General features: G+C 36.0%; 29 protein-coding genes. 15 read left to right on the plus strand and 14 right to left on the minus strand.

Annotated elements, in window-relative coordinates; genetic code table 11:
* Nucleotide 1: 1 nt before the first annotated feature.
* Genes mraY through mraZ form a run of 7 tightly spaced genes read right to left on the minus strand, consistent with a single transcriptional unit; the run spans nucleotide 2 to nucleotide 7,284 of the window.
* Nucleotides 2-1,087 carry a phospho-N-acetylmuramoyl-pentapeptide-transferase gene (gene mraY / locus G581_RS0107685; RefSeq protein WP_028845328.1) on the minus strand — a complete coding sequence of 362 codons (1,086 nt, stop codon included), beginning with the start codon at nucleotides 1,085-1,087 and terminating at the stop codon, nucleotides 2-4.
* On the minus strand, nucleotides 1,087-2,424 hold the full coding sequence (locus G581_RS0107690; protein ID WP_028845329.1) for a UDP-N-acetylmuramoyl-tripeptide--D-alanyl-D-alanine ligase: 1,338 nt from the start codon (nucleotides 2,422-2,424) through the stop codon (nucleotides 1,087-1,089). Before G581_RS0107690 ends, mraY begins: the two co-directional genes overlap by 1 nt.
* 3 nt (nucleotides 2,425-2,427) lie before the next feature.
* On the minus strand, nucleotides 2,428-3,909 hold the full coding sequence (locus G581_RS0107695; protein WP_028845330.1) for a UDP-N-acetylmuramoyl-L-alanyl-D-glutamate--2,6-diaminopimelate ligase: 1,482 nt from the start codon (nucleotides 3,907-3,909) through the stop codon (nucleotides 2,428-2,430).
* Nucleotides 3,906-5,636 (minus strand): peptidoglycan D,D-transpeptidase FtsI family protein, encoded by a 1,731-nt coding sequence (locus tag G581_RS11025; RefSeq protein WP_051179055.1) that lies wholly within the window; start codon nucleotides 5,634-5,636, stop codon nucleotides 3,906-3,908. The genes G581_RS0107695 and G581_RS11025 overlap by 4 nt, the downstream gene beginning before the upstream one ends.
* 1 nt (nucleotide 5,637) lies before the next feature.
* Nucleotides 5,638-5,961, minus strand: a complete 324-nt coding sequence (locus tag G581_RS0107705; RefSeq protein ID WP_028845331.1) for a hypothetical protein — start codon at nucleotides 5,959-5,961, stop codon at nucleotides 5,638-5,640.
* The gene (gene rsmH, locus G581_RS0107710; protein ID WP_028845332.1) at nucleotides 5,958-6,839 is read right to left on the minus strand and encodes a 16S rRNA (cytosine(1402)-N(4))-methyltransferase RsmH; all 882 of its coding nucleotides are present in this window, start codon (nucleotides 6,837-6,839) and stop codon (nucleotides 5,958-5,960) included. Before rsmH ends, G581_RS0107705 begins: the two co-directional genes overlap by 4 nt.
* On the minus strand, nucleotides 6,829-7,284 hold the full coding sequence (gene mraZ / locus G581_RS0107715; protein ID WP_028845333.1) for a division/cell wall cluster transcriptional repressor MraZ: 456 nt from the start codon (nucleotides 7,282-7,284) through the stop codon (nucleotides 6,829-6,831). The genes rsmH and mraZ overlap by 11 nt, the downstream gene beginning before the upstream one ends.
* A 76-nt stretch (nucleotides 7,285-7,360) precedes the next feature.
* On the opposite strand from mraZ, the gene bioF reads away from it, so the two are divergent.
* On the plus strand, nucleotides 7,361-8,536 hold the full coding sequence (bioF, locus tag G581_RS0107720; RefSeq protein ID WP_028845334.1) for an 8-amino-7-oxononanoate synthase: 1,176 nt from the start codon (nucleotides 7,361-7,363) through the stop codon (nucleotides 8,534-8,536).
* Here the strand turns inward: bioF and G581_RS0107725 are convergent.
* From G581_RS0107725 to sdhA, 5 genes are read right to left on the minus strand one after another with little or no spacing between them, the layout of a single operon-like run.
* Nucleotides 8,505-9,713 (minus strand): type II secretion system F family protein, encoded by a 1,209-nt coding sequence (locus G581_RS0107725; protein WP_028845335.1) that lies wholly within the window; start codon nucleotides 9,711-9,713, stop codon nucleotides 8,505-8,507. The two genes, bioF and G581_RS0107725, sit on opposite strands and share 32 nt — an antisense overlap.
* A 19-nt stretch (nucleotides 9,714-9,732) precedes the next feature.
* On the minus strand, nucleotides 9,733-10,056 hold the full coding sequence (sdhD, locus tag G581_RS0107730) for a succinate dehydrogenase, hydrophobic membrane anchor protein (protein ID WP_028845336.1): 324 nt from the start codon (nucleotides 10,054-10,056) through the stop codon (nucleotides 9,733-9,735).
* Complete coding sequence (gene sdhC, locus G581_RS11030) at nucleotides 10,056-10,400, minus strand: succinate dehydrogenase, cytochrome b556 subunit (protein WP_051179057.1); 345 nt, start codon at nucleotides 10,398-10,400, stop codon at nucleotides 10,056-10,058. Before sdhC ends, sdhD begins: the two co-directional genes overlap by 1 nt.
* On the minus strand, nucleotides 10,397-11,116 hold the full coding sequence (locus G581_RS0107740) for a succinate dehydrogenase iron-sulfur subunit (RefSeq protein ID WP_028845337.1): 720 nt from the start codon (nucleotides 11,114-11,116) through the stop codon (nucleotides 10,397-10,399). Before G581_RS0107740 ends, sdhC begins: the two co-directional genes overlap by 4 nt.
* Nucleotides 11,116-12,849: a succinate dehydrogenase flavoprotein subunit gene (sdhA, locus tag G581_RS0107745; RefSeq protein ID WP_028845338.1), complete on the minus strand. Its 1,734-nt coding sequence runs from the start codon at nucleotides 12,847-12,849 to the stop codon at nucleotides 11,116-11,118. Before sdhA ends, G581_RS0107740 begins: the two co-directional genes overlap by 1 nt.
* A 331-nt stretch (nucleotides 12,850-13,180) precedes the next feature.
* Between sdhA and G581_RS0107750 the strand changes: the two genes are divergently transcribed.
* The 14 genes from G581_RS0107750 (at nucleotide 13,181) to G581_RS11925 (ending at nucleotide 25,810) form a co-directional block, all read left to right on the plus strand.
* The gene (locus G581_RS0107750; RefSeq protein ID WP_028845339.1) at nucleotides 13,181-14,584 is read left to right on the plus strand and encodes an NAD-dependent malic enzyme; all 1,404 of its coding nucleotides are present in this window, start codon (nucleotides 13,181-13,183) and stop codon (nucleotides 14,582-14,584) included.
* Between the two features lie 62 nt (nucleotides 14,585-14,646).
* Nucleotides 14,647-15,849: an amino acid ABC transporter substrate-binding protein gene (locus tag G581_RS0107755; protein WP_028845340.1), complete on the plus strand. Its 1,203-nt coding sequence runs from the start codon at nucleotides 14,647-14,649 to the stop codon at nucleotides 15,847-15,849.
* A gap of 58 nt (nucleotides 15,850-15,907) precedes the next feature.
* Nucleotides 15,908-16,786, plus strand: a complete 879-nt coding sequence (locus G581_RS0107760) for a branched-chain amino acid ABC transporter permease (RefSeq protein ID WP_028845341.1) — start codon at nucleotides 15,908-15,910, stop codon at nucleotides 16,784-16,786.
* A gap of 1 nt (nucleotide 16,787) precedes the next feature.
* Nucleotides 16,788-17,744: a branched-chain amino acid ABC transporter permease gene (locus G581_RS11035; RefSeq protein WP_051179059.1), complete on the plus strand. Its 957-nt coding sequence runs from the start codon at nucleotides 16,788-16,790 to the stop codon at nucleotides 17,742-17,744.
* 12 nt (nucleotides 17,745-17,756) lie between these two features.
* A complete protein-coding gene (locus G581_RS0107770) occupies nucleotides 17,757-18,500 on the plus strand; it encodes an ABC transporter ATP-binding protein (RefSeq protein ID WP_028845342.1) in 744 nt (247 codons plus the stop codon).
* A 1-nt stretch (nucleotide 18,501) separates the two neighbouring features.
* Nucleotides 18,502-19,206: an ABC transporter ATP-binding protein gene (locus G581_RS0107775; RefSeq protein ID WP_028845343.1), complete on the plus strand. Its 705-nt coding sequence runs from the start codon at nucleotides 18,502-18,504 to the stop codon at nucleotides 19,204-19,206.
* Nucleotides 19,207-19,233: 27 nt separating this feature from the next.
* On the plus strand, nucleotides 19,234-20,283 hold the full coding sequence (locus G581_RS0107780) for a zinc-dependent alcohol dehydrogenase family protein (RefSeq protein ID WP_028845344.1): 1,050 nt from the start codon (nucleotides 19,234-19,236) through the stop codon (nucleotides 20,281-20,283).
* A 145-nt stretch (nucleotides 20,284-20,428) separates the two neighbouring features.
* Nucleotides 20,429-21,874 carry a sensor histidine kinase gene (locus G581_RS11705; protein WP_051179062.1) on the plus strand — a complete coding sequence of 482 codons (1,446 nt, stop codon included), beginning with the start codon at nucleotides 20,429-20,431 and terminating at the stop codon, nucleotides 21,872-21,874.
* A 50-nt stretch (nucleotides 21,875-21,924) separates the two neighbouring features.
* Nucleotides 21,925-22,431 (plus strand): outer membrane protein assembly factor BamD, encoded by a 507-nt coding sequence (bamD, locus tag G581_RS0107790; RefSeq protein ID WP_028845345.1) that lies wholly within the window; start codon nucleotides 21,925-21,927, stop codon nucleotides 22,429-22,431.
* 5 nt (nucleotides 22,432-22,436) lie between these two features.
* Nucleotides 22,437-23,795 (plus strand): sigma-54-dependent transcriptional regulator, encoded by a 1,359-nt coding sequence (locus G581_RS0107795; protein ID WP_028845346.1) that lies wholly within the window; start codon nucleotides 22,437-22,439, stop codon nucleotides 23,793-23,795.
* Between the two features lie 213 nt (nucleotides 23,796-24,008).
* On the plus strand, nucleotides 24,009-24,314 hold the full coding sequence (locus tag G581_RS0107800) for a BON domain-containing protein (RefSeq protein WP_038065554.1): 306 nt from the start codon (nucleotides 24,009-24,011) through the stop codon (nucleotides 24,312-24,314).
* A gap of 104 nt (nucleotides 24,315-24,418) precedes the next feature.
* Nucleotides 24,419-24,745, plus strand: a complete 327-nt coding sequence (locus G581_RS12455; RefSeq protein ID WP_083962666.1) for a zinc ribbon domain-containing protein — start codon at nucleotides 24,419-24,421, stop codon at nucleotides 24,743-24,745.
* Nucleotides 24,746-25,278: 533 nt separating this feature from the next.
* The gene (gene extJ, locus G581_RS0107810; protein WP_028845349.1) at nucleotides 25,279-25,551 is read left to right on the plus strand and encodes a selenite/tellurite reduction operon protein ExtJ; all 273 of its coding nucleotides are present in this window, start codon (nucleotides 25,279-25,281) and stop codon (nucleotides 25,549-25,551) included.
* 103 nt (nucleotides 25,552-25,654) lie between these two features.
* Nucleotides 25,655-25,810, plus strand: a complete 156-nt coding sequence (locus G581_RS11925) for an integrase core domain-containing protein (protein WP_420835051.1) — start codon at nucleotides 25,655-25,657, stop codon at nucleotides 25,808-25,810.
* A gap of 54 nt (nucleotides 25,811-25,864) precedes the next feature.
* Here G581_RS11925 and G581_RS0107815 read toward each other — a convergent pair whose 3' ends face one another.
* Nucleotides 25,865-26,287 carry a PIN domain-containing protein gene (locus G581_RS0107815; RefSeq protein WP_038065556.1) on the minus strand — a complete coding sequence of 141 codons (423 nt, stop codon included), beginning with the start codon at nucleotides 26,285-26,287 and terminating at the stop codon, nucleotides 25,865-25,867.
* A complete protein-coding gene (locus G581_RS0107820; protein ID WP_028845351.1) occupies nucleotides 26,287-26,550 on the minus strand; it encodes an AbrB/MazE/SpoVT family DNA-binding domain-containing protein in 264 nt (87 codons plus the stop codon). The genes G581_RS0107815 and G581_RS0107820 overlap by 1 nt, the downstream gene beginning before the upstream one ends.
* Between the last annotated feature and the right edge of the window lie 53 nt (nucleotides 26,551-26,603).

Genomic DNA, 26,603 nt, shown 5'->3' on the forward strand with positions numbered 1-26,603 from the left:
ATCACCTCAGTTTTAATGTCAAAAGACTTAAAAGTGCAAGTATAATTCCTATTATCCAGAATCTGGTAATAACCTTTGGTTCTGGCCATTTTTTTAACTCAAAATGATGATGAAGAGGCGCCATTCTAAAAATTCTCTTTCCATTGGTTAATTTAAAATACCCCACTTGAAGAATAACAGAAAGAGCCTCCACAACAAATATACCTCCAACCAGAGCTAGAACAATCTCATGTTTTGTAATAACTGCCAGACTTCCAAGGGCTCCTCCAAGACTGAGTGATCCGACATCACCCATAAAAACATCTGCAGGATAGGAATTATACCAGAGAAAACCAAGACATGCACCAAGCATCGCTCCGCAGAAAACAGCAAGTTCGCCTGTTCCTGGAATATAAAGAACATAAAGATATTTTGCAAAAACAGCATGTCCTGAGATATAAAGAAGAACAGCATTCACAATAGATGCAATTCCCACCAATCCTGCTGCAAGTCCATCCATTCCATCTGTAAGATTTACAGCATTTGAAGCACCTACAATAACAAAAACAGCAAATGGAAGATAAAATATCCCCAGATCAATTAGCCATTGTTTGAAAAAAGGAATATTTAAAACAGTTGTGTAAGGATCCTTCGGGTTAAAATACAAAAATAAAGTCACTGAAAAAGCAAGTAAAAGCTGCGCAAGCAACTTATATCTACCAGGCATTCCTCTATAATTATGTCTTGTAACTTTAAGATAGTCATCAATGAATCCAATAAAACCAAAGCCTAAAAAACTTATAATCATAACCCATATATAATGATTTTTCAGGTTTCCCCATAATAATACAGAAACCAAAACAGAAGCAATTATAATTATGCCTCCCATTGTGGGAGTGCCCTCTTTTTTTAAATGTGTTTTGGGTCCATCATCTCTTATATATTGAGTAAGGCTTAATTTTTTAAGCCATCTTATGCATGCAGGAGCAATGATAAATGTGAAAAAAAAAGCAGTCAGTATAGCTAAAACCGTTCTGAAAGTAATATAGCGAAAGACATTTAATATAGAAATCTGATCGCTCAATCTATAAAGAATCTCATATAGCATTAAAGAACATCCTCCTTCAATACTTCAACAATCCGCTCCATTTGCATAGCTCTTGAACCTTTAATTAAAACAACTTCAGAACCATTGAGCTGTCTTTTTAAAAATTCTCCTGCCTGAACAGCATCATCAAAAACATATCCATTAACATATCTTAAAGCATCTTTTATAAACGTTCCCACTCCTATAAAAATATCTATTCCAAGCTTTTTAATCAGTCTGCCAACTTCTTCATGGGCTTTTTGTGTAAATGAACCAAGCTCCATCATATCACCTAAAACAGCAACTGTTTTTCGCTCTCTTTTTCTTCTTGCAAGTTCCTCTAATGCAAGCTTCATTGAAGAAGGATTGGCATTGTATGCATCAAGAAATATTTCCAATCCATTTATTTTTATTATCTCTCCGCGCATTTTTACAGGAGTGAAAACTTCTGTAACCTGCGTGATAATGCATTTAGATATCCCCAAAAAAGTAGCAACTGCTGTGGCTGCTGTTATGTTATAAATGTTGTGTATGCCGGTTAAATGAGTTTTCAATGGAAAACTCGCAGTATCAGTATAAAATTCAAACTGGGCATGGTCATCATAAAAATTTATATTGTCAGCTCTGAAATCACATTCTCTGCCAAGTCCAAATGTTAAGATCTGTCCTTTCCAGCCTTTAAGTCCATCCATGAGAAACTCATCATCACCATTTGTAAAAACTGTCTTAACATACGGAAGGATCTCAAGCTCTCCATCTCTTACTCCTTTAATTGAACCAAATCCTTCAATGTGTTCATAACCAATATTTGTAATCACCGCACAATCTGGATAAACTATTTCACACAATTCCCTGATATCTCCCGGTTTATTTGTCCCCAGTTCAAGAACCATTATTTCAGTATTAGCTTCAACTCTACTAATACACAGAGGAACTCCGATATTGTTATTTAAATTCCCTTCAGTCTTAAGAACTCTGTATTTTTTTGATAAAAACTGACAAATTAATTCCTTTGTTGTTGTTTTGCCATTGCTTCCTATAACTGCGATAACCTTACCCTTAAACTGTTTTCTTAAGTATCCTCCAAGTTGCTGTAATGCGTTAAGAGTGTCTTTGACAAGCACAACAGTTTTATTATGAAAATCTATGCTCTGTCCTCTTGAAATGACTGCTCCAGAAGCTTTTGTAAAAGCTTCAGCTAAAAATTCATGACCGTCTGTTTTTGAACCCTTCAGGGCAAAAAACAAATCATTCTCACCTATTGTTCTTGTGTCAATTGAAGCTTCTCTGAAAATTTCTTTTCCCATTGACAGGAGCCTTCCATGTGTTGCCTGTATTAAATCATCAAGACTGAACAAAGTTTATCTCCTTAATGACTTTAAGGTTTCTTTTAAAACTTCTCTATCACTGAATGGGTATCTCTTACCCTGTATCTCCTGATAGTCTTCATGACCCTTACCTGCAACCACAAGAATATCTCCTGTTCTACACATTTTTGTTCCAATCGATAAACTCATTGATCTATCCGGCACAATCATATAGTTGTCCTTTGAAATCCCGCTTTCTATTTCCCTAATTATCTCTATCGGTTCTTCCCATCTTGGATTATCTGATGTAATAATAGCTATATCGCTGAGTTCTGTAGCAATTCTTCCCATTACAGGCCTTTTGCCTCTGTCTCTGTTACCTCCGCAACCAAAAACTGTAATTATTCTGCCATCTTTTGATACCTGTTCTTTAAATCTTTTTATACTGGTAAGCAGTCTTTCAAGTGCATCAGGAGTATGAGCATAGTCCACAAACACGAGAAAATCCTGACCCTCGTCAACTTTCTCAAATCTTCCAGCTGGAGTCTCAATCTCGGAAAATGCAGACTGAACAATATCAAGTGGAATATTCAGGGCAATTGCTGTAGCTGTTGCAGAAAGCACATTATAAATGTTAGGGATTCCCAACAATGATGTTTTGATAGATAACTCATGTTTTTTCTCAATCACAATATCTATCTCTGTCTCTTTAAATTTTAATCTGTAATTTTTTGCATAAATATCCGCATCTGAATTCTCAATTGAATAAAGAATCTTCCTGCTCTTTAGTTGCTCGGCAAGCTTTACTCCGTAAACATCGTCTATATTAATAATTGCAATGCCATCACTTTTCAGCAACTCAGTAAAAAGTCTCTTTTTTGTTATGAAATAGTCATCCATATCTTTATGAAAATCAAGATGATCCCTCGAAAGATTGGTAAATACAGCAATATCAAATCTGGTATAATCAACTCTCTTTAAAGCAAGTGCATGAGAAGAAACCTCTGAAATTACATATTCTATTCCTTTATTTACCATCTCAGAAAGGAGCTCCTGAAACTGCAAAGCTTCTGGAGTTGTATGAATAGAAGCTCTCTCCTCATCATCAATCAGATATTTGATTGTTCCAATAACTCCTGTTTTTTTGCCATATTTTTTCAGAATTCCCCTGATTAGATATGATGTTGTTGTCTTACCGTTTGTACCTGTTATACCGATCATTTTAAGTCTTTCAGAAGGATTTTTAAAAAATCTTGAACTCATCCATGCAAGAGCATCCCTGCTGTTGTTAACTCCTATCCAGGTAGTATCCGCATCATCGGCAGGAGTAAATCTGTCCAGCTCATAAACAACGGCTTTTGCTCCATTTTTTATCGCTTCTTCAATAAAAAGGTGTCCGTCAACTTTGTGGCCTGAGATTGCTATAAAAAGAGTTGATGCTTTTATATCTTTGGAATTATAGCTTATATATGAGATATCTCTGTCTGTATCTCCTTTAACATTAAAATCATTCCGTAAAAGTTCTTTTAAAATCATTTTCGTGCCATTGTAACATTTCTGCTTATTTCATTATTAAAAGTAACAACAAGGCCTTTTTCCTTCGCATCATCTCTTGGCACATTAAGATAGGCAAGGGCTTCATCTGAAATAGCCTTGAATACAGGTGCTGCAACAACTCCTCCATAATGAATACCTTTTGGATCATGAATTACAACTATCATCGCAATACGGGGATTATCCGCTGGTATAAATCCTACAAATGAGCTAACATAACTGTCCTTTGAGTATCTGCCTGTTTTAGGATTATACTTCTGTGCGGTGCCTGTCTTACCTGCTACATTATTGCCATCAAGTTTTGCAGCAGTGGCTGTTCCTCCATCTTCTGTAACCTTTTTCAGCACTTCTCTCATTATCCTTGCTGTTTTTTCCGAAACCACTCTTTCTCTGTGTATGACAGCTTTATACAGAATATTACCTTCTGGAGAGTGAATCTCGGATACAACAAATGGTTTTACAAGATAACCACCATTTGCAATCGTGGAATAAGCTCTCAGAATCTGAATGGCTGTAACTGCCACCTCCTGTCCAATAGGAATTGCACCTATTGATGTTCCTGACCATTTCTGAGTCGGTCTTACATAACCCGATATTTCTCCAGGAAGGTCTATTCCGGTTTTTTCACCGAACTCAAATTTTTTAATATAGTGATAGAGTTTTTCCTTACCAAGCATCATTGCTATTTTTATTGTACCCACATTGGAAGATTTTTGAATAACCTCTTCAAAAGTAAGAACTCCTTGTTTATGAGCATCCTTTACTCTTTTACCTCCAACCTCAATATATCCCTGAGAACAATCAAATGTAGTCGATGGTTTGACAATCCCTTCCTCTAAAGCCGCAGTTGCTGTAACTATTTTAAAGGTTGAACCAGGCTCATATAGATCAGTTATTGCACGATTTCTTATTATACCAATATCTTTTATTGATTTTAAACTGTTGGGATCATAGGTTGGCCTGTTAGCTAAAGCAAGAATCTCTCCTGTAAATGGATCCATCATAATTACAGTTCCTGAAGAAGCATGCCATTTTTTTATTGCTTCATCAAGATATTTTTCAACAATATACTGTAAGCCTTCATCAATTGTGACAAAAATATTATTCCCTTTCACATCTCTTAAATCTCCATCAGATAGCTTTTTGCCTCTTGCATCTGTTAAGACTGATTTTGAAGACTTCTCTGCCTTAAGATACCTATCATAGTATCTTTCCAGGCCCTCCATACCATGCTCATCCACATTGACAAAACCCAGAATATGGGAAGCAAGAAAACCCTTTGGATAAAATCTTGCTCCTTCTGTAACAAACCCCACACCATCTATCTTCAATGCTTTAATTTTTTCAACAACAGAATGATCCACTTTTCTTTCAAGCCATAAAAATCTTTTATTCTTTTCTGCTTGATTTATAATATGGTCAGTATCAACTTTTATATAATGTTTTAAAACACTTATTGTTTCATCTGACTTTACAGATGCTGGATCAATGAACAGGGATTCTTTTTCTAAAGAAACTGCCAGCTCTCTTCCAGTTCTGTCATATATATTGCCTCTTTTAGGTATAATTTCTTGCTTCTTTACCTGTTGGAGTTTTGCTTTGGAAAAATAAGCCTCATGTTCAACAAACATTATCAAGCCAAGACGAAAAATAATGGATACAAAACAGACTAAAAATACTATTTTCAGTAAAATTAGTCTTTTTTGCATTTCAATTCTTCTTATTAAAGTTCACTACTTTCACTACATTTTCAGGATTTCCATATATATAAACAACCTTTGTTCTATCAGGAAATACAAGTAAATGTCCTTCAACATTATCAAGCCTTACAAAAGAAGTTAAAGATGATTTTTCAGCAAGCAACATTCTCCTTTCTCTCAATATCTCCTTTTTTTTATCCTCGAGATTACTTAATCGGTACTCCAGCGAGATTACATTTGACCTGATCCATAAAATAGAAAAAATAGTGCACAGACTTAAAATTATTAATACAACATGCATAATGTAAGAATTTTTTTTAACTGAAGTATTCATAACTTTTCACCTCCCCTAAATCTCGCACTTCTTGCTGACGGGTTTCTGGTAATTTCATCAATAGAAGGTAGAATAGGTTTTTTAGTAAGAATTTTCAGTCTGCCTTTTTTTTCCTCATCTCTGAAAAAATTTTTCACAACTCTGTCCTCTCCTGAATGGTAGGAGATTACACAGATTCTTCCACCTGATTTTAATAATTCAACTGTCTGTCTTAATCCTTCTTTGAGTTCATCAATTTCTCTGTTTATTTCTATTCTTATTGCCTGAAAAATTCTGGTTGCTGGATGAAGCCTTCCTCTTCTTGAAATAATCCTTTTTATGAGTTCTGATAGCTCCTTACAACTATCAATTGGCTTTCTGCTCCTCTGCCTTACAATTTCTCTTGCGATTCTCCTTGCAAATGGTTCATCGCCATAGTCTCTGAAAATTTGTTCAAGCTTATTTTCAGGATACTTATTTACAACATCCCATGCTGTAAGAGATGTTGTCTGGTCCATTCTCATATCAAGCATGCTTTCTGAATGGAAACTGAATCCTCTTGACAGATCCTTCAACTGAAGCATTGAAACACCTAGATCAAAAATAATTCCATCAATCTGTTCAATATTTAACTCTGAAAGCACATCTTTTAACTCAGAGAATCTCGCCTTCCTTAAAATTACCCTCGAATCAATGAGAACCTCAGCAGAACTCTTTATGGCGGACTCATCTCTATCAATTCCGATTAATCTTCCAGCAAAACCGGATTGCTTAAGTATCTCAACTGAATGTCCTCCGCAACCCACTGTGGCATCAACATAGACTCCGTCCACTTCAGGACTAAGGAGTTCAATCACCTCTCTTACCATCACAGGAATATGTATCTTTTTACAATCCATACTTAGCAAGACCATCCTGAATCCTCTTTATATCGACTTTTGTTGGGTCTGTTATGCTATCCCATGTAGCCTTATCCCATATTTCAATTCTTTCAATCTGGCCAACAATAACAACCTCTGAGTTAATACCAGCATCCTGTCTGTGTTCATAAGGAATGAGTATTCTTCCCTGTTTATCAAGTTCTAAAGGAACAGCTGACGCTATAACTCTTCGCAAAAAATACATAACTGCCTCATCAGACTTCGGCAGTTCTCTTATTTTGTCTTCAAGCTTTACCCATTCTTCAAAAGGATAAAGATGCAATGCTCTGTCAAATGGAGCATTTGTAAGATAAAGCTTCCCTGATGGATATCTACCAGACAGAACCTCTCTTAGAGAGGCTGGCATCATCACTCTTCCTTTTTGATCAAGATTATGGTAATATTTCCCTATGAAAGATATCATATTTGTTTTCCACTTTCTACCACCATTTACCACCAATATTATACGAAGGTGAGATTTTTGTCAAGGGGTATTTTTTATGTTTGAAAAATTTTTTGAAATTATTGAAAAAAAATTACAACAACTAAAAGATCAACAACTTTATCGTTCAATTATTGATATGGAAACTGCGGAAGGTATGAAGATCACCATCAAAGGCAGAAGTTATATAAATTTTGCATCCAATGACTATCTCGGGTTGAGCAAGCATCCACTGGTCAAGAAATCCGCTCAGAAAGCAATTGAACTCTTCGGTGCCGGTTCCGGAGCTGCGCGTCTTTTAAGTGGTGGGACACTGATTCATAAAGAGCTGGAAAAACTTATCTGCAAGTTTAAGGATTCAGAGGCTTCTTTAGTTTTAAACTCCGGTTATACAGCAAATAGTTGTTTAATTCCAGCTATTGCAGATGAAGATGATTTAATTTTAAGTGATGAACTTAATCATGCAAGCATAATAGATGGATGCAGGCTAAGCAGAGCAAAAAAACTTATCTACAGACATAAAGATTTACAACATCTTATCAGGCTTATTAAAGACACTCCATGTAATGGTAAAAAAATTATCATAACAGATACTGTTTTCAGCATGGATGGAGATATTGCTCCTATTAGAGAAATTTATGAACTCTGCAAATCTGAGGAAGCTCTACTTTATATTGATGATGCACATGGAACAGGTATTCTTGGAGAAGGTCATGGTACATTGAAGCACTTTGGATTATCTGCTGATAATTTTGTAATTCAGATGGGCACACTGTCAAAAGCAGTTGGTTGTTTTGGTGCGTTTGTCTGCGGCACTGATATCCTGATAAACTGGTTTATAAATTCTGCAAGAGGCTTTATATTTTCAACTGCTTTACCATCAAGCGTGGTTGCATCTTCATATGCTTCACTGAAAATTATAATGGAAGATAAAACATTGATAAAAAAACTGTGGGAAAACACTCAAAGAGTCATGAATACTATAAAAACACTCAAACTTAGCACAACAGATACACAGACTCCTATTATTCCAATTCTTTTTGAAAATATAGAAGATGCAATGAGAGCATCAAACATTCTTAATAACTCAGGTATTTATGCACCTGTGATCAAACCTCCAACAGTCAGAACTCCAAGAATAAGAATCTCCATAAGTGCAGGCCATACTGAAGAGGATATCGAAAGATTAAATAAAGCTCTTATCAACCTCTACCAACAACCTCACCAAGCCTGAAGATTGGCAGATACAGTGAGAGCACTATAAATCCAATTGTAACACCGAGAAATATTATCAATGCTGGTTCAAGCATACTCATAAGATTGGCAACAGCATTGTCAACTTCCTCATCATAGAAATCTGCTACTTTGTTAAGCATCTCATCAGTTGCCCCTGTGGATTCTCCAACACTGACCATCTGAACAAAAATTGGTGGAAAAATTTCAGGATTGGTCTTTAAAACCTCGGTCAGAGATTTACCAGCGGTTACATCTTCTTTCATCTCTAAAACAACATCTTCTATAATTTTATTGGCTGAAGCTCTGGCACTTATCTCCATACTTGAAAGTATCGGAACTCCGCTACTCAAAAGAGTTCCAAGTGTTCTTGCAAATCTTGAAAGAGAAGCTTTGAGCAAAACTACGCCAAGAAGCGGAGCTTTAAGAAGAACACCATCTATAATCTTTTTTCCCCTTTCAGACTTTCGTAAAAATTTTATAAAAACAAAGAATCCTATAATTCCAGCTAAGATGAAAACTGCTGATTTAGCCATAAAATTACTCACAGCAATTGTAATCCTCGTGGGCAGTGGAAGATCTATCCCCATTTCACCAAACAACTTTGCAAATGTTGGAATAACAAATATCATTATTATAGAAACCACCAAAACAGCCACAGCAATGATCAACGAGGGATAAATCATTGCACCTATAATTTTTCTTTTAAGTTTAATCATCTTTTCAAAATAATCAGCCATTCTCTGAAGAACTTTCTCCAGAATTCCACCTTCTTCACCTGCTCTGACCATATTAATAAAAAGAGAATTGAAAACTTTTGGATGTCTTTTCATTGACTCAGCAAGTGACGAACCTTTTTCTATATCATTTCTCATCTGAATAAGAACTTTTTTGAAAGATTTATTTTTAATCTGATCTATTAACGCATCAAAAGCCTGTACTACAGGAACACCTGCTGCAAAAAGAGTTGCAAACTGACGTGTAAAAAATAAAATATCTTTCTGCGAGACCTTCCCGAAAGTGAAAATTTTCCTTTCTTCCTTCTCTTTTACATATCGAGGAATTATCCCGCTGTTTCTCAATGCTAAAAGAAGCTCTAATTCATTTTCTGCCTCTGTTTCACCTGTTACAAGATTGCCTTCCTGTGTTCTACCTTTCCAGCTATAAGTTAGAGGCATTTAATTTCTCCTTTGGTTTTTAAAAAAATACAATCTTTACACCAAAAAATGCAAGCACTAAAGGTAGAATAAACACCAGCACATTTAAACTATTTTTCAAAAAATTACTCTTTATATATTCAGTGATAATGCCATTTAATCCGTAAAAACCATGATAAAGAGCTGAAAATAAAAATACAATATTAAAAGTTTTCCACGCAGGATCAGCCAGTCTCTTCATTACAGCTTCGTATGAGTAGTTGTCATGTCCCATAAAATGCATTAAATGGAAGTGATAGAGCAAACCTACTACAAGTATAATACCTGTTAATCTATGAAAAAGCCAGGCAAAAGTACGTCCCACTAGAACACCTCCTTTAAAAAGTAAACCGCACCTATAAACCATACCAGAGCTATAAAAACAGCTCCTGTATATGCCATATGCTTCTGATATTTTGTTGAAATTCCAGCTTCAAGAAATGTTACTCGAAGACCGGCAAATACATGAATTAAAACAACTGCAAAAAGACCTAGCTCACCGATTTTAACAATCGGATTTTTCATCATACCCATTAACCTGTTATATGACTCAGGGTCTTTAAGATGGCTTAAAACATAAATGTGAGCAATGATGTAAAAACTCAATACAATACCGGTAATCCTGTGAAAAAGCCATGCTAAAGAGTTAATGCTCCATTTATACCTCATTGTTCACCTCCTGTAAACCCTTTTTTAACAGCCAGTCTTTTCAATTTGAGTATGTGCTTTGTAATATCTATCTCCTTTGGGCAGACATCAACACAGTTAAAAATAGAATGACATCTCCATACCCCGTGTTCTCCAGTTATTTTTTCGAGCCTCTGTTGTGTTGCCCTGTCACGTGTATCAAATGTAAATCTATATGCTTTAAGAAGGGCTGAAGGTCCGAGATATTCTTTGTCCGCCCAGAAAACAGGACATGAAGTGGTGCAACTACCGCACATAATACAGGTTATTGATTCAAGAATCTTGTGTTGATCATCAGGGCTCTGTAACCTTTCCCTTTCAGGAGGAGGTTCATCATTGATTAAATAAGGTAAAACTCTGTCATTTTTTTCAAAAAACAGTGTCATATCAACAACCAGATCCTTTATAACAGGCAGAGCTGGCAATGGCTCAATTTCAATCACCTCTGGCATATCCTTAACAAGAGTCTGGCAGGCAAGCCTGTTTTTGCCGTTGATTTTCATTGCACAGGAACCGCATACACCATGAGCGCAGGATTTTCGAAAAGTGAGAGTTCCATCTCTTGTCTCTTTAATTTTTATCAGTCCATCAATAATTCTTTCCATTCTGTTAAGTCTGATTCTGAATTCATCCCATCTTACAGAAGGAGTTTCATCCGGTAAAAACCTTTTAATCTTAAATGTGTAGTATTTTTCCATCAGTATTTCCTCTCCTGTGGTTGAAATCTTGTTATGTTAACAGGTTTGTATTTAAATAAAATACCTTTTTCAGTCTGAAATACAAAAGTATGCTTGAGCCAGTTTTCATCATCTCTTTTTGGATAATCCTCTCTGCAGTGAGCTCCTCTGCTTTCTGTTCTCTGTAAGGCACAGGAAACAATAACTTCTGAAAGTGTAATCATATGTCCAAGCTCAACAGCATCCAGTAATTCAGTATTGAATGTATTTGATCTGTCTGTGATTGAGATTTCTTTATATCTTTCCTTAATATCATTTATCTCATCAAGTAGCTCTTTTAAATCTTCCTCTTTTCTAAATACAGAACATTTATCCATCATATTTTTCTGTAAATCCTGTTTGATTGATGCAACATTCTCTCGTCCATTGCTGTTCTTTATCATACTTATGCAATCAATGATATTCTGTATTCTTTCCTTTTTCACTCTGTTTTTCTTAGCTGATTTAATTATACTTATAGCAGACTTTCCAGCTCTTCTACCGAAAACCACTGTATCAAGAAGAGAGTTACATCCAAGACGATTGGCACCGTGAACGGAGACACAGGCACACTCACCAGCAGCATAAAGTCCTTCAATAACAGATCCATCAACATCCTTTAAAACTCTTCCATCAACATCAGTTGGAATTCCACCCATTGCATAATGAGCAGTTGGAACAACAGGAATTGGTGCTTTAGAAGGATCAATGCCCAAGTAAATCTTACAGAATGTTGTTATCTCAGGAAGCCTTTCCTCAAGAATTTTCTTATCAATATGTCTTAAATCAAGATAGACATAGTCTTTACCATCAATTCCCCTGCCCTCTCTTATTTCAGTCAATATGGCACGTGATACCATATCTCTTGGCGCAAGGTCTTTTATTGTTGGTGCATAACGTTCCATAAATCTCTCACCATTTCCATTAATCAATATTCCACCTTCTCCCCTTGCTCCTTCAGTAATCAGTATCCCAAGTCCATAAAGTCCGGTTGGATGAAACTGGAAAAACTCCATATCTTCAAGAGGATATCCCTGCTTAAAAAGCATGCTCAAACACTCACCGGTACTTGCATAGGCATTCGATGTTACTTTAAATATCTTTCCAAACCCTCCACTTGCTATAATTAATGCTTTTGATTCAAACACATGAATTGAGCCATTTTTTATATTCATTGTGATAATTCCCTGAACAGCATTGTTTTCAATTACAATGTCAAGAACCTGAAACTCCTGAAAGAACCTAACCCCATTGAGCTGTCCCTGTTCATATAATGCAAAAAGCACTGCATGCCCGGTTCTGTCTGCTGAATAACAGGCACGCCTTACAGGTGCAGCACCAAAATCCCTTGTGTGTCCACCAAATCTTCTCTGAGCGATTTTGCCCTCAGGAGTTCTTGAAAATGGAACACCCATGTGTTCAAGCTCTATAATTGTAGGAATGGCATCATAACACATTATCTCAATTGCATCCTGATCACCAAGAAAATCACTTCCCTTTACAGTATCATATGTATGCCACTCTGGATTGTCAGGCTCCTCATTGCCAAGAGCCGCACCAATTCCTCCCTGAGCCGCAGTGGAATGAGAACGGGTTGGATAAAGTTTGCTTAGCACAGCAACTGTACCGTGTTTAACACATTCAATCGATGCTCTAAGACCTGCAAGGCCTGAACCAATAATCACAGTGTCAAAGTAGTGCTTGTTAATCTCCATTAATTTTTTCCTCCATAACAGACTCTTTGCAAAAAGTAATTTATTTTGTATAATTTATAGCACAATGTCAAGATAGAGGAGATATTTAATTTGTCCACAGCGTGTCTGCACATACATGACACCATGATTTTCACTCATTCTACTAATAGTTTCATGAGTGACTCCAAAGCAGAAAATCATATTATCATTTTCATAGATTTTTCCGGTTTTCATAATCCGAAGCAGTTCAGTGAGTATTTAATCCAGAAGACAAAAAATCCCTTAAAAGCCTCAATTAATCTATTTTTTATGCTGCAATTATTATACTTAAAAACAATTTAAGGAGGTCAATATGGGCTATGTGCCAAGTCCGAGTTACAGTCTAATAGTACGGGTTGAGATTGAAAATAGAATTGGCATGTTTGCGAAAATAGCATCTGCCATAAGTGGAGCAGGCGGAGATCTGGGATCAATAGATATTGTAAAAGTAGAAAAAGGAAAAATAATCAGAGATATAACAGTAAATGCAAGAGATGCAGAACACGAAAAGAAAATCATTAAAGCTCTTAAAAATATTGAAGGAATTAAAATACTAAGAGTCATGGATCGTACATTTCTGGTCCACGAAGGAGGGAAAATTGGTATATATAATAAGGTAATAGTAAAAGTAAGGGAGGACCTCTCACGGGTTTACACTCCTGGTGTGGCTCGCGTCTGCCTTGACATTAACAAAAATAAAGAGCATGTTTATCGATACACAATAAAAGGTAATACAGTTGCGGTTATCACTGATGGAACAGCAGTTCTGGGACTTGGAAACATAGGACCGGATGCTGCCATGCCAGTTATGGAAGGTAAATGCATGTTATTCAAGGAATTTGGCGGAGTTGATGCCTTCCCAATCGCTTTGAGAACAACAGATGTTGATGAAATTGTAAGTATAGTAAAAAAAATCTCAACTCCTTTTGGTGGAATCAATCTTGAAGACATTGCAGCTCCCCGCTGTTTTGAAGTTGAACAGAAGCTCAGACAGGAGCTTGACATTCCTGTTATCCACGATGACCAGCATGGAACAGCAATAGTTACACTGGCTGCGTTGATTAATGTTGGAAGAGTCTTTAAAAGAGATATAAAAGAGTTCAAAATTGTAATAGCCGGTTCTGGCGCAGCAGGAACAGCAATAGCATACATGCTTCTTGACTATGGAGTGAATGATATCATTATATGCGATAGAGCTGGAATTTTATATGAAGGAAGAGCAGATGATATGGACCCTCATAAAGAAGAACTTGCCAGAAAAACAAATCCCCGTAAAATTAAAGGTAAACTGTCCGATGCTATAGAAGGTGCAGATGTATTTATAGGAGTATCCGCACCCAATATTTTAAAACCAGAGGACATAAAAAAAATGGCAAAAGACAGAGTTGTATTTGCCCTTGCAAATCCAGACCCTGAAGTAGCACCCGAGATTGCAATGCCTTTAGTAAGAATTATGGCAACAGGAAGGTCTGACTATCCAAATCAAATAAATAATGTTCTTGCATTTCCCGGTCTGTTTAAAGGCTTGCTTGAAGTGAGAGCTAAAGGAGTGGATAAAGAAATCTTCTTCGCTGCGGCTAATGCAATCGCAAACATAATAAAAGATGAAGAACTCAATGAAGATTACATAATTCCAAGCATATTCAACAAGAAGGTTGCTCAGGCAGTATCTCATGCTGTATCTGAAAAAGCCAAAAAACTAAAACTGGCAAGATAAATGTTGACTTTTTTAAAAAATTCTAATATTATCATTAAAAACTTTAAAACAGGAGGGGCAAAATGAAACGATTGGGATTTATGATTGTAATTTTAAGCCTGATATGTCTTTTGGCAGCGCCGTTGTTTGCAGCAGATGTAATAAAATTTGGTGCTGCAATATCTCTTACCGGTAAACTCGCAAAGGAAGGCAATCTTGTAAAAATGGGATATGAACTATGGAAAGAAACCGTAAACAAAAAAGGTGGAATCAAGATTGGCAATAAATACTATAAAGTTGATATCAAATACTACGATGATGAAAGCGATCCAAACAGAGCAGCAAAACTTGTAGAAAAACTAATCACTGAGGATGGTATCAAACTTATTTTAGGTCCTTATGGAAGTGAATCTGTTTTTTCAACCTCTGCCATTGCTGAAAAATATGGAGCATTGATGGTTCAGGGAGGAGCTGGAGCTGACAAGCTTTATACAAGAGGATTCAAAAATCTTTTTGGAGTCTATACAGTAGCAACCGAATATATGGATGATACTCTAAAAATGTTACAGAATAAAACTCCAAAACCAAATACTGTAGCAATTGTTTATTCAAATGACATCTTCTCAACACAGGTAGCCCAGGGAGCAAAAGCATCAGCTCAGAAATATGGTTATAAAGTTGTTTATTACAAAGACTATCCAAAGGGAACACAGGATCTCTCAACAGTAATAGTTGAAATTAAAGCAAAAAATCCTGATATTCTCATTGGATGCGGACATTTTCAGGATACAGTTGTAATAGTGAAACAGAGCAAAGATTATAAACTTAATCCAAAAGCAATAGCCTTTTCAGTTGGACCAACTCTTCCTGATTTTGTAACAGCTCTCAAAGGTGATGCAGAATACGTGTTTGGGTCTGCCCAGTGGACACCACCTTTAAAATATAAAGACCCTGTTTTTGGATCAAATGCAAACTTTGTCAAAGCCTTTAAATCAAAATTCCGTGTAGAACCAAACTATCATGCTGCAGGAGGAACAACAGCTGCCATAATTTTCCAGAGAGCAATTGAAAAAGCAGGCAGTTTTACCGATATAAATAAAATACGTCAGGCACTTTTAAGCTTTAATGAAGAAACCCTGTTTGGCAAAATAAGATTTGATTCAACCGGTAAAGTAGTAGGAAAAGGCATGCCAGTTATTCAGATCCTCAAAGGAACACAGAGAACCGTGTATCCTGACAATGTTGCTGAAACCAAGCCGGTTTATCCAAAACCAGCATGGAGATAAGTTGTGAGCCCAGGAGTTTTCCTGGGCTTTTTATTTTAATTTTTAGCGTGAGGTGAAAATGATAATTGTGCAAATTCTCATAAATGGACTGCTTCTTGGTGGATTTTACGCTGTTATTGGTGTGGGTTTTTCGCTTATATGGGGAGTAACCAACATTATCAATCTCGCACATGGAGCAATGGCTCTTCTGGGTGCATATATTACCTTTTTTTTATTTCAGGAGTATGGAATTGACCCATTTTTAAGTCTGCCATTCAGTTTTCTATGTCTTTTTATTTTTGGTTATATTTTGCAGAGGTTTCTTTTAAATCTTGTAGTAAGAGCCCAGATTTTCATGCTTCTTATTCTTACCTTTGGAATAGAGATATTTCTTGTAAACTTTATGACAACATTTTTTTCAGCTGACTTTCGATCAATAACACCTGAATATGCAGGCACAAGCTTTGTAATAGGAGATATCGTTATTCCCTATATAAGACTTGCAGTATTTGCAATATGCATCTTTGTAACATTTCTTTTAAGTTTATTCTTAAATAAAACCTGGCATGGAAAAGCGATAAAAGCAACATCTCTTGATTTAGATGCTGCGATGATGGTAGGAATAAGCCCTGCAAAAATCTATGCTTTAACATTTGCTATTGCTTCAGGAATTGCAGGAGTTGCAGGAAGTCTTTTACCACTAACTCAGGCTTTTTCACCAAGTATTGCAGGATCATTAACATTAAGAGCATTCACAGTGAGCATTTTAGGAGGACTTGGAAGAGTCGAAGGTGCCCTTATCGGCGGGATATTACTTGGAATTGCTGAAACATTAAGCTCCTATTTTATCGGAGAAAGCTATAAAAATGCGATTACACTTGGAATTATGGTGCTGGTTCTTGTTATAAAGCCCACTGGATTACTCGGGAAGAAATATTTTGCGGAGGTAAAACATTGATATGAAAAAAAGTATCCTTCTTTTTGGAATATTTCTTATCATAATGCTTTGCCTGCCTTTTTTCGTATCAGGCTACTGGTTAAGGGTGCTAACTCAGACTTTCATGTTTGCAGCTATTGCCACTGGAAGTAACATTATCATTGGATATACAGGATATCCAGCTTTTGGAAATATAGCATTCTTTGGTGTGGGAGCTTATGTAACTGGTGTATTAATGACAAAATTTGAAATTTCTTTTCTTGCCACTCTGCCATTCTGCGCGCTATCTGGATTTATAATTGCTGTACTTCTGGGAATACCTCTTTTAAGATTAAAAGGACACTACTTTGCAATAGCCACAATTGGTGTAATGGAAGCCATACGAGAAATCGTTGATAACATGACAGATATAACAGGTGGAGGGATGGGTTTAACTTTACCAATCATGGAAGGAGAACCAGCTTATATTTACAAATTCTTTTATTACACCATCATGTTAATAATGCTTTTTTCAATCGCTGTCGCATTTATAATATGGAGATCAAAGTTCGGATATGCTCTGAGAGCAATCAGAATTGATGAAGATGCGGCTTCAGTAATGGGAATAAACACCACTGTTTATAAAACTCTGGCATGGGCATTAAGCGCAGCTTTAGTGGGCATAGTAGGTGGAGCTTATGCATACTGGTTAACATATATAGACCCTCATACTGCATTTGAAACCACTTACTCTGTTAAAATGTTTGCAATGATATTACTTGGAGGAGCCACAACAGTTCTAGGTCCCATGATCGGTGCTTTTATTCTTGAACTAATTTCTGAGATTGTCTGGAGTAAGTTTATAGAAATTCATGGCATGATACTCGGTGCACTTATTGTATTCATTGTTCTTTTTATACCAAAGGGGCTGTTTGAAACATTTAAAGGTGGCTTTTCTTTGAGAAAAATTATTATTAATTTAAAAGAATATAGATTGTAAGAGGTCGAAAAGATGGTTATCCTTGAAACAAGAAATCTTGCAAAAAAATACGGTGGCGTTGAAGTATTAAACGATGTAAACCTTAAAGTTTACAAGGGAGAAATACTTGGAATGATCGGACCAAATGGTGCGGGTAAAACCACGTTAATGAATCTCATATGTAAACTAACAGATATAACAGCTGGGGAGATTCTTTACAAGGGAGAGATAATAAACAACAAAAAAACCTATGAAATAGCAAAAATGGGCATATCAAGAACATTTCAGGTTGTGAAACCATTCAGTGGTCTTACAGTGCTTGAAAATGTCATGGTTGGAGCTTTTTATGGTAAAAAGCAGGCTAAAAATAATGCTGAGGCACGACAGATAGCAATGGAAGCATTGCAAATTGTGGGACTCATAAATGAAAAAGATAAAGAACCAAGCATTCTTCCAATAGCTCAGAGGAAGAAACTTGAACTGGCAAGAGCACTTGCAATGGATCCGGAACTTCTCATTCTTGATGAGGTAATGGCAGGACTTAATCCAAGAGAACTCGATGATATAATGAAAGAAATAGTTCTTCTTAAAGAGCGAGGTATTACAATTATTGCAATAGAACATGTCATGAAAGTTATAATGGGAATATCAGACAGAGTTGTGGTGCTTCATCTGGGGAGATTAATCTGTGAAGGCAAACCAGCCGAGGTATGCAATAATTCAATGGTAATAGAAGCTTACCTTGGAAGCAAATTCGCACAAAGAGGAATAGCATAAAATGGTACTATTAAATGTTAAAAATATTAACACTGGATATGGAGATTTACAGATTTTAAGGAATGTTTCTCTAACAATCAACAAAGGAGAGATAGTAGCACTTCTTGGTTCTAATGGAGCAGGTAAAAGCACTCTCATGAGAAGTATTGCTGGCAGGATCAGAGTGTGGTCTGGAGAAATATTTTTTAAGGACAAAAACATCGCAAATCTCGCTCCTGAAAAAATTGTGAAACTCGGAATAAGCCTTGCTCCTGAAAGAAGAAGAATTTTTTCAGGTATGACAGTTAAGGAAAACCTTGAAATCGGTGCATATCAAAGAAGGGATGGATTAAAGCAGAGAATGGAAAAAATCTTTGCCATTTTCCCCAGACTCTATGAAAGAAAAAATCATCTTGGCGGAGATCTTTCAGGAGGAGAGCAGCAAATGCTTGCAATTGGCAGAGCTCTCATGAATGATCCTGAACTTCTTTTAATAGATGAATTTACATTGGGTCTTGCTCCTACAATCGTACAGACTCTTGTTGATGTAGTAAAACAGATCAACGACGCCGGGGTAAGTATCCTGCTTGTTGAACAGGATGTTCATATGGCTTTAGAAATAAGCAATAGAGCCTATGTTATGGAAGTGGGCGAAATCACCATTTCCGGGGAATCTAAAGTACTTATTGAACATCCAAAAATAAAAGAAGCCTATTTAGGTATTTAATTGGTTAATATCAAGGGGGGAATTATCATGAAAGCATTAGTTTATCACGGTCCGAACAATCCTGTTTTTGAAGACAAACCAAAACCGGTTATACAGAAAAATACAGATGCCATTGTCAGGATAAGCAAAACAACCATTTGTGGCACAGATCTACACATCTTAAAAGGAGATGTTCCAACTGTTGTTGATGGACGTATACTGGGGCACGAAGGTGTTGGTATAATTGATGAAGTTGGAAGCGGGGTTTCCAACTTTAAAAACGGAGATCATGTTCTTATAAGTTGTATCACTTCCTGTGGTAGATGTAGAAGCTGTAAGAAACAGATGTATTCTCACTGTGAAAATGGTGGATGGATCTTGGGTAACACCATTGATGGCACGCAGGCAGAGTTTGTACGAATTCCCTATGCTGATACAAGCCTCCATCATATTCCTCATGGACTGGAAGAAGAAGCGCTGGTTATGTTAAGCGATATTCTGCCAACAGGATTCGAAGTTGGAGTATTGAATGGACAGGTAAGACTCGGTGATATTGTAGCAATTGTTGGAGCTGGTCCTGTGGGAATGGCTGCTCTGTTAACAGCACAATTCTATACTCCTGCTGAAATTATTATGATAGATATCGATGCCAATCGTTTAGAATTATCAAAGAAATTCGGAGCCACACAGACAATTGACAGCAGCGCAGGCAATGAAAGAGTTATTCAGAAAGTTATGGAACTCACCGAAGGTCGTGGTGTTGATGTTGTTATTGAGGCTGTTGGTATTCCAGCCACTTTTCAGTTATGTCAGCATATCGTAAAAGCAGGGGGACACATTGCCAATGTTGGCGTGCATGGAAAAAGTGTCGAGTTACATCTGGAAAAACTCTGGGGACATAATGTTACAATTACAACCGGACTGGTTGATACCTATACCATACCTGTTTTATTGAGAACTGTGCAGTCAAAGAAACTCATGCCACAGCAACTTATAACACATTATTTTAAATTAAGCGAAATTATGAAAGCATATCATACTTTCAGCAATGCCGCAAAAGAAAAAGCACTAAAAGTGATTATTGAAAATGATTTATAAAAATAACAGTTAACTGGACATATAAGCCTCATCTCAAAAATATAAATATAAAGACCACTGCTTCAATTACCTTCAGCTTGAGTTAGAGTTATGTAGCATAAATTATTTCCGTCATTTGCTATATAATAAAGGAGAAATTCTGTCAATGAGATTAAGCATATTTTATAGACTTATTATGAGCTATATGGCTGTGTTTGTTCCTGTAATTATAGTGAGTGTATATGCTCTTTTTCAGTTAAATCATTTCAACAATATTACTCACTCCATCACAGATACTGACAATCTAATAATTGACTATGGGAAAAAAATGTCAGATTCTTTTCTCTCTCAGATTCAATATGAAAGAAAATATATCATCATAAAGAATAACGCATTTTATGACCACTTTGCACTTGCTGAAAAGGATTTCAATCAGTATTTTCAGCAAGTGATATCAATAGTGGACACGCAACGTAAAAGAGACTTACTCTTTAAAATAAAAAATTCATACAATCAATATCTGGCACTATTTAATGAAGAGATAGAGTTTATCAGAGCAAATAAACGTTATCCTCAGGAAATTTACAAACAGGAAAAAGATATGCTGGTTAATGAAATAATGGAAGGGCTTAAAAATTTGAGAATTTACACTGAACAGGATACCTATGAAAAAATAAAAAAGCTGGAACAAGCAGGAGCCAGAGCTCATAGAATAGCCATAATAATAATTACCAGCTCATTGGTTTTCGGGATAGTTATATCAACCTTTATAACAAGAAGCATTACCAGACCTCTTAGTATTATGAAGAAAAAAACACGAGACATTTCAAGAGGAGCTTTTGATGAAAATTTGAACATCTCCTCTCCTCCAGAAATAAAAGATCTGGCAGAGTCATTTAATCTTATGTGCAATAAACTAAAAGAGATGGATAAGATGAAATCAGATTTTTTTTCATTAATGGCACATGAGCTACGCACTCCTCTTGCATCTATTAAAGAAGGAACCAATCTACTGTTAGAAGGTATTGGAGGAGAAGTTAGTGAGAAACAGAAAAAACTTTTAAGCATCATATCCGAGGAAAGCAATCGTTTGATTGAGCTGGTCAATTCACTGCTTGATCTATCCAAAATGGAAAGTGGAATGATGACTTTTTATTTTACCGAATCAGATATCACACAGCTGATAAATGACGTTATTGAAGAGCTGGAACCACTGGCAATGGCTAAAAATATCACTCTGAGAGTTGATATCTCACAGAATTTACCATATGTTAAGATTGATCAGGAGAGAATCCTTCGGGTAATGAGAAATTTGATAGGTAACGCAATAAAATTCACACCAGATGGAGGTCATATAACAGTATCCGCCAGAGCTGTTGATCATGGATTAATGGTATCAGTGAGGGATACAGGTCCTGGTATACCGGAAAAAGATTTAGAAATAATTTTTGATAAATTCAAGCAAACAACCATCGGAAGTTACGGTAAAATAGAAGGAACCGGATTAGGTCTGGCTATAGTTAAACATATAATAAATGCACATGGAGGTAAAGTTTGGGCAGAAAGCAAATTAGGATATGGAAGTACTTTTATATTTGTATTACCAGCCTGATATTTCTATCTCTGTCCTGTTGCGCAACTCTAAAAGAGATGAAAATAACAATGCAGAGTCAGGAACATCTCAGCATGGCAAAGAAACTTTATAATCAGGCAGACTATGAAGGTGCTCTGCAAGAAAACGAAAAAGTTATATCACTGCGTGGAAATGTTCCGCCTGCAGATGAAGCCCTCTTTTATGCAGGGCTCATTTATGTCCATTACGGATATCCTGAAAGGAATTATCAGAAATCCATTGATTACTTCAAAAGACTCGTGCAGGTCTTTCCTCAAAGCCAATATGCAGAACAGGCTAAAATATGGATCAATGTACTTGAAGAAAATGAAACAATGACCAGAAAAATTGAAGAATTGAACAACTCAATAAAAACATTACAGGAAGAAAATGATACATTAAAAAACCAAATGGAAGAGTTAGACAATTCTCTAAAAACATTGCAGGAAGAAAATGATAGACTAAAGAAAGTGATTGAAGCGTTGAATAATTCAATAAAAAGAAGCAATCAGGTCGATATTGAGATAGAAGAAAAAAAGAAGGAGCTTTTAAAATAGTAATCATGGCATCAGAAAAGATATTGGTTGTTGATGACGATAGTAACCTATTGGAACTGATAAAAATGAGACTTGAATCAGCAGGCTATGAGGTAACCACTTTATTAAACGAACATGATGCTTTAGAAGCTGTCCGGAAAGAAAGATTTGATATATCCATCATTGACCTAAGACTCACTAAAATGGATGGAATATCGCTCATGAAAGAACTTCATTCAATAACTCCTGATATGCCAGTGATTATTCTCACCGCGCATGGCAGTATTGAAAGTGCTGTAGAGGCTATGGAGAAAGGAGCATTCAACTATCTTACAAAACCATTCAATCCAAAGGAACTGCTTTTTCAGATTAAAAGAGCATTTGAAAATAGAAAACTGACTAGTGAAATAAAAAGACTTGAAGATCTTTTAAAAGAAAAATACGATTTTGCAAACATCATAGCAAGAAGTAAGAAAATGCAGGATATACTTGAGCAGGTATCCCTAATAGCAAAAACAGATTCAACCGTCTACATTCATGGAGAAAGCGGCACTGGCAAAGAACTGATTGCCAAAGCAATCCACCTTGCCAGCAATAGAAAAAACAAACCCTTTATTGCCATTAACTGTGCTGCAATTCCAGAGAGTTTGCTTGAAAGTGAGCTGTTCGGTCATGAAAAAGGAGCTTTTACAGGTGCTATCAGAAACTCAAGAGGTTTATTTGTAAATGCACATGAAGGAACAATCTTTCTTGATGAGATTGGAGACATGCCACTTTCAATTCAGGCTAAACTGCTCAGAGTGCTTCAGGATAGGGAGTTCTATCCAATAGGCAGCAAAAAACCTGTTAAAGTTGATGTAAGGGTCATCGTGGCAACCAACAAGGATCTGGAAGAAGAGGTCAAAAACGGTTCCTTTCGTGAGGATTTATTTTACAGAATTCATGTCATACCTATACATCTTCCACCATTACGAGAAAGAAAAGAGGATATACCCCTTATGGCAGAACATTTTTTGCAGGAAATAACTCAAACTATGAAAAAAGATGTAAAAGGTTTCACAACAGAAGCTATGCACAAACTCATGATGTATGACTGGCCTGGTAATGTAAGGGAACTGAGAAATGCAATTGAATATGCTGTTGCCATAACAAAACATGATTACATAAGTGAAGATGTCATTCTTCCAGCAAAGGACTTGCCAGTAGAATCCTTTAAACCTCTGAAAGAAGCAAAGGAAGACTTTGAACGGAGCTACCTTATCAAACTGCTTGCTCATACGAAAGGCAATGTGAGCAGAGCAGCTGAGCTAGCAGGCAAATATCGGGCTGATTTTTACAGCCTTCTTAAAAAATATAATATCAATCCTGCTGATTTTAAAAATTAGCTGTATCATAATCTACATTTTAGCCAAACAAATACAGTACTATGTTGATTTTTATACCCAGGTGTATGAATCTCACTACAAAAGCCATTTCTAAAAATCAGAATTCTCAATCAGTAAATTGATTTTATTATCAGGTAATTAATAAAAACTATATTTTTGGCATACACTTTGCATCTGATATTTTAAAAATCAATATCAGGATGGAGGGAGATCATGAAAAAAGTAGTTGTTTTTCTCATAATTACCGTAGTTTTTATTTCAGGATGTAACAGCCTAACAGGAAGGACCGCCGGGCAAACAATAGACGACTCTACAATTACAACAGAGATAAATATGAAAATAATGGAAGACTCAGAGCTTCAATACCTCAAAATTAATGTAGACACCTTTCAGGGACATGTTACTCTCACAGGAACAGTTCCAAGCAAAGAAGCTGCGGACAGACTGGTAAAAATTGCCCGAGGAGTAGACGGTGTAAAGACCGTGAAGACAAACCTTATCATTAAACCCAGAGAATAACCCACCACCCTCTTCTCTTTTATAAGAGGGGTCTTTTGAAAAGACCCCTCTTATTTTTACAAAAAAACATATCAGAAAGCCCAAATACTTTAGTATTGGGATGAATGATATATTGCAAAAAGTATGGAATTGCATCTACGAAGAAGTGCATCAGGTGTGGTAGGATAAACATAATTTCGCTGGGTAGTGATCTATATTCCTGCGAATGTGGTTATTTGCTACACAGAGATATTCATGCTGCTCGAAATATTCTTTTTGAGGGATTAAATCAGCTACCTACGGAGCGTAGGGAAGCTGCTCTGCAATACGCAGAGAGAAAAGCCTGTGGAGAGGAGTCCTCTACTCTGTCAATGTTTGAATACCTAAACAGTATTCCGCATGTCAGGGCAAGACTCCTCGTTGAAACAGGAAGCCTCAGTGCTTTAGCCTGAGGTAGCTCACAGGATCGTAATTATTAAAAATTTTCTGTTAAAGGAAACTATTTGTAATGCAACCATTTGTCAAATTTTTAATTGAGCATATTTGAGAATGGCTCTATCAAGCTCATACTTTACTAAGACAAACTATTCACTGTTACCCTGTTTAGAATTCTGGCTATTTTTAAATATTCCTTTGCAAAATTACCAATAGTTTAGCAGAAATCCTAGCCACTTGTGACTGGAGAAGTCAGTATCAGAAGCTTCATAACATCAGATTTGTTGATTGGATAAAAAATTGTATGAAATTTCATACATGCCTATAAAATGTAGAATTTTCACTGAAATAATATTGAATTAACAGAATTTTAAGATATTTTACTGTATGAATATTCATACATAAAAACCGTTCAACTATCAAAAAACCACTTATATAGATTAAATTTATCAATATTATCAAACAGTTATCGAAGTTGGCATGGCATTTGCTCTATTTAATATCATAAATGAGTTGCTAGTAAATCTTTGAAAGAAGGGAGGTGAAGAAGATGAAGAAAATTCTCGCATCATTAATGGTTCTTGTATTTACTTTCGCAGTTGCAGGCCTTAGTTTTGCAGCAGATAACCCTGTAAAAGGCACCGTTACCAAGATTGAGGACAAAAAAATAACTGTAATTGATGAGAAAGGCAATGAGGCATCATTTGAAGTAAAGGATGCTGCAGGATTAAAGGTTGGCGATAAGGTAGAAATTAAGAATGGCGTGGTCAAAAAAGCAAAAGAAAGTGACATGGACAAAAAAGCGCCTAAATCCAAATATTAATCAGACAGACAATTGTCTGACATGCTCCACCATCTTAACACGGGAAGGTTGTTTTTCCCGTGTTAAGATACATCTATCATAAAAACTGTAAATTTTCACGAAAATTTACAGCGATGAATGTCTGAATAGAAATTTTTTTGAAAATACTGTATATATAAAAGAGGTAGTGGAGCAACACAGAATATTCTATAATACTCACAGGCCTCACAGCAGTCTTGGAGGTAAAACACCTTATGAGGTTTTTAAGCAAGATGCATAATTATACTGTTTCAGTATCGGGGTGCGTTATTTTTAAAAAACCATATATACGTATTTATCTTGTTCCAAAAAATGGGGGCATATCAGTTCTTTTAATTCCTTCCAGGCTGTCAAAATCTTCATCAAAACTGTAGATTTCATTAATTCCGTTTTTTAACATAAAACAATAGTTAAAAATATCTGCAAATGAAAAATTTTTTTGAGAGTAAATCTCCAGTGCATGCTCGAATATATCCTTGTAGTCCAGCTTTAACCCTCTTAAGTTCAATACTGGAAGTATTAAAATTTTTATCTCCTCTCTTGGAATTTTGTAGTAACTCTGAAGAGTAAAAATGGTCTCAAAAATAACTAGAGGAGTTGTTATAACTTTTTCTTCACCCTTCTCTACTCTTTTTAATAATTCAAGAACTGACAAAGCTTTTTCTTTGTCATCTGCCGTGAAGTAGCGTAACAGTAAATTAGTATCCAAAAACTTCATCAAAACTCCTTTAAGACATCTTCGGCAATCTCTTCTTCCACAATTTTTCTTATTTCCTTAAAATCCTCCGGTCTTTTCTTTGCACTCACCTTACCAAAACCTTCTTCAATACTTGACCTAAAAGGAATAAGTTTAACTTCACCACCCTCTAAAACAAATTTAACCTGATCTCCTGGATTAAGTTTTAAAAACTCTCTTATTCTTTTAGGCAGTGTAATCTGGGATTTTTTGGTTAAAACAGTTTTATCAGTAATTTTGGGCATATTCTTACCTCATTTTTTGTAATACTTTAACTTAAGTATTATTATAAACTGGT

Origin of the sequence: Thermodesulfovibrio thiophilus DSM 17215 (assembly GCF_000423865.1) — a bacterium.
Classification (GTDB): Bacteria; Nitrospirota; Thermodesulfovibrionia; order Thermodesulfovibrionales; family Thermodesulfovibrionaceae; genus Thermodesulfovibrio; species Thermodesulfovibrio thiophilus.

What these genes read in the sequence shown, in the direction of transcription:
- G581_RS0107740 (WP_028845337.1), bottom strand. Translation starts at nt 11,116, where the DNA reads ATGGAAAAATACTACACATTTAAGATTAAAAGGTTTTTACCGGATGAA.
- G581_RS0107760 (WP_028845341.1), top strand. Translation starts at nt 15,908, where the DNA reads ATGATAATTGTGCAAATTCTCATAAATGGACTGCTTCTTGGTGGATTT.
- G581_RS11705 (WP_051179062.1), top strand. Translation starts at nt 20,429, where the DNA reads ATGAGATTAAGCATATTTTATAGACTTATTATGAGCTATATGGCTGTG.
- mraZ (WP_028845333.1), bottom strand. Translation starts at nt 7,284, where the DNA reads ATGATATCTTTCATAGGGAAATATTACCATAATCTTGATCAAAAAGGA.
- G581_RS0107725 (WP_028845335.1), bottom strand. Translation starts at nt 9,713, where the DNA reads ATGCCTCTAACTTATAGCTGGAAAGGTAGAACACAGGAAGGCAATCTT.
- G581_RS0107755 (WP_028845340.1), top strand. Translation starts at nt 14,647, where the DNA reads ATGAAACGATTGGGATTTATGATTGTAATTTTAAGCCTGATATGTCTT.
- sdhC (WP_051179057.1), bottom strand. Translation starts at nt 10,400, where the DNA reads ATGAGGTATAAATGGAGCATTAACTCTTTAGCATGGCTTTTTCACAGG.
- G581_RS12455 (WP_083962666.1), top strand. Translation starts at nt 24,419, where the DNA reads ATGATATATTGCAAAAAGTATGGAATTGCATCTACGAAGAAGTGCATC.
- G581_RS11035 (WP_051179059.1), top strand. Translation starts at nt 16,788, where the DNA reads ATGAAAAAAAGTATCCTTCTTTTTGGAATATTTCTTATCATAATGCTT.
- sdhA (WP_028845338.1), bottom strand. Translation starts at nt 12,849, where the DNA reads ATGGAGATTAACAAGCACTACTTTGACACTGTGATTATTGGTTCAGGC.
- G581_RS0107815 (WP_038065556.1), bottom strand. Translation starts at nt 26,287, where the DNA reads ATGAAGTTTTTGGATACTAATTTACTGTTACGCTACTTCACGGCAGAT.
- G581_RS0107750 (WP_028845339.1), top strand. Translation starts at nt 13,181, where the DNA reads ATGGGCTATGTGCCAAGTCCGAGTTACAGTCTAATAGTACGGGTTGAG.
- G581_RS0107820 (WP_028845351.1), bottom strand. Translation starts at nt 26,550, where the DNA reads ATGCCCAAAATTACTGATAAAACTGTTTTAACCAAAAAATCCCAGATT.
- G581_RS0107800 (WP_038065554.1), top strand. Translation starts at nt 24,009, where the DNA reads ATGAAAAAAGTAGTTGTTTTTCTCATAATTACCGTAGTTTTTATTTCA.
- G581_RS0107775 (WP_028845343.1), top strand. Translation starts at nt 18,502, where the DNA reads ATGGTACTATTAAATGTTAAAAATATTAACACTGGATATGGAGATTTA.
- extJ (WP_028845349.1), top strand. Translation starts at nt 25,279, where the DNA reads ATGAAGAAAATTCTCGCATCATTAATGGTTCTTGTATTTACTTTCGCA.
- G581_RS0107780 (WP_028845344.1), top strand. Translation starts at nt 19,234, where the DNA reads ATGAAAGCATTAGTTTATCACGGTCCGAACAATCCTGTTTTTGAAGAC.
- mraY (WP_028845328.1), bottom strand. Translation starts at nt 1,087, where the DNA reads ATGCTATATGAGATTCTTTATAGATTGAGCGATCAGATTTCTATATTA.
- bamD (WP_028845345.1), top strand. Translation starts at nt 21,925, where the DNA reads ATGCAGAGTCAGGAACATCTCAGCATGGCAAAGAAACTTTATAATCAG.
- G581_RS0107705 (WP_028845331.1), bottom strand. Translation starts at nt 5,961, where the DNA reads ATGAATACTTCAGTTAAAAAAAATTCTTACATTATGCATGTTGTATTA.
- G581_RS11025 (WP_051179055.1), bottom strand. Translation starts at nt 5,636, where the DNA reads ATGCAAAAAAGACTAATTTTACTGAAAATAGTATTTTTAGTCTGTTTT.
- G581_RS0107695 (WP_028845330.1), bottom strand. Translation starts at nt 3,909, where the DNA reads ATGATTTTAAAAGAACTTTTACGGAATGATTTTAATGTTAAAGGAGAT.
- G581_RS0107795 (WP_028845346.1), top strand. Translation starts at nt 22,437, where the DNA reads ATGGCATCAGAAAAGATATTGGTTGTTGATGACGATAGTAACCTATTG.
- bioF (WP_028845334.1), top strand. Translation starts at nt 7,361, where the DNA reads ATGTTTGAAAAATTTTTTGAAATTATTGAAAAAAAATTACAACAACTA.
- G581_RS0107770 (WP_028845342.1), top strand. Translation starts at nt 17,757, where the DNA reads ATGGTTATCCTTGAAACAAGAAATCTTGCAAAAAAATACGGTGGCGTT.
- rsmH (WP_028845332.1), bottom strand. Translation starts at nt 6,839, where the DNA reads ATGGATTGTAAAAAGATACATATTCCTGTGATGGTAAGAGAGGTGATT.